The 1,043-nt window shown below is 42.2% G+C and carries 2 protein-coding genes; both read right to left on the minus strand.

From position 1 onward, the window contains the following. Positions 1-741, minus strand: a 741-nt coding sequence (locus tag QUB56_RS37005; protein ID WP_332961319.1) for a polyketide synthase, incomplete at its 3' end; no start/stop codon positions are given. Between the two features lie 41 nt (positions 742-782). Next, positions 783-1,043 (minus strand): phosphopantetheine-binding protein (locus QUB56_RS37010; RefSeq protein ID WP_332961320.1); only part of this gene is annotated, 261 nt, incomplete at its 5' end.

Below are 1,043 nucleotides of genomic sequence, written 5' to 3' on the forward strand. Positions count from 1 at the left end.
CCCTTTTAGAGTTCCCTGTGCTTGAGCATCAAAGGCTCTACAGTGTCCATCAGGAGAAAGAATCATCCCTTCTTGATACAAATACCCTGCTTTTTGGGGAACGAATATTGAAACACCACCAGCCAAAGACATATCGCACTCACCATTAAGCAAGCTTTGGCAGGCTAAGTGGACAGCGACCAGTGAAGTCGAACAAGCGGTTTGGATAGTGAGGCTTGGACCTGTCAGATTTAACTTGTAAGAAACGCGTGTTGCTAAGAAATCTTTGTCATTGGAAATAAAAGCTTGGAAACTGTCTCCTGTTGATTTAATATTTACAGTCGAACTAACATTGAACAACAGGTAGGTGTTTAGACCCGCTCCTGCGTAAACCCCAACCGAGCCTCCGTAGGTTCCAGGCGCATAGCCAGCATTTTCCAGCGCTTCCCAAGCACACTCTAAGAAGAGGCGCTGCTGCGGCTCCATAATCTTCGCTTCTCGGGGAGAAATGTCGAAAAATGAGGCGTCAAATAGATCTATATCATCCAGTACACCCTTTGCTTTCACATAATTTGGTTCGCGAAGCAAAGCCGAGTTGATACCTGAAGACTCTAGTTCTCTATCTGAAAAAAACGAAATAGATTCTACCCCATTCTCTAAATTCTGCCAGAATTCCTCAATATTATTTGCACCGGGGAAACGACCCGACATACCAATAATAGCGACGTCAAAATCAATATCATTATTATTTGCTTGGCTCATTTTGAATTTCCTCCTCTCTATGTTTAATTAAATGGTTTTTGTTAGGTTAAATGGTTTCGTCGTTCCATTGACTTACGGCGCATTTCGAGACGTTCCTGAGTTTGATGCACAGGAGTTTTTTCAGCCTGCTTAGGAGCTAAATATTCAACGAAAGAGCTTATACTTGGGTATTTAAACATCTCGGTAATTAAGAAATTTCGCTGCAAGATTTCTTGCAGTTTTCTCTGCACTTGAACCACGAGCAATGAATGACCACCTATATCAAAAAAATTGTCATGGATTCCCACTTTTTCTACCCCCAG

Origin of the sequence: Microcoleus sp. AR_TQ3_B6 (genome assembly GCF_036702785.1) — a bacterium.
In the GTDB taxonomy this organism is placed as follows: Bacteria; Cyanobacteriota; Cyanobacteriia; order Cyanobacteriales; family Microcoleaceae; genus Microcoleus.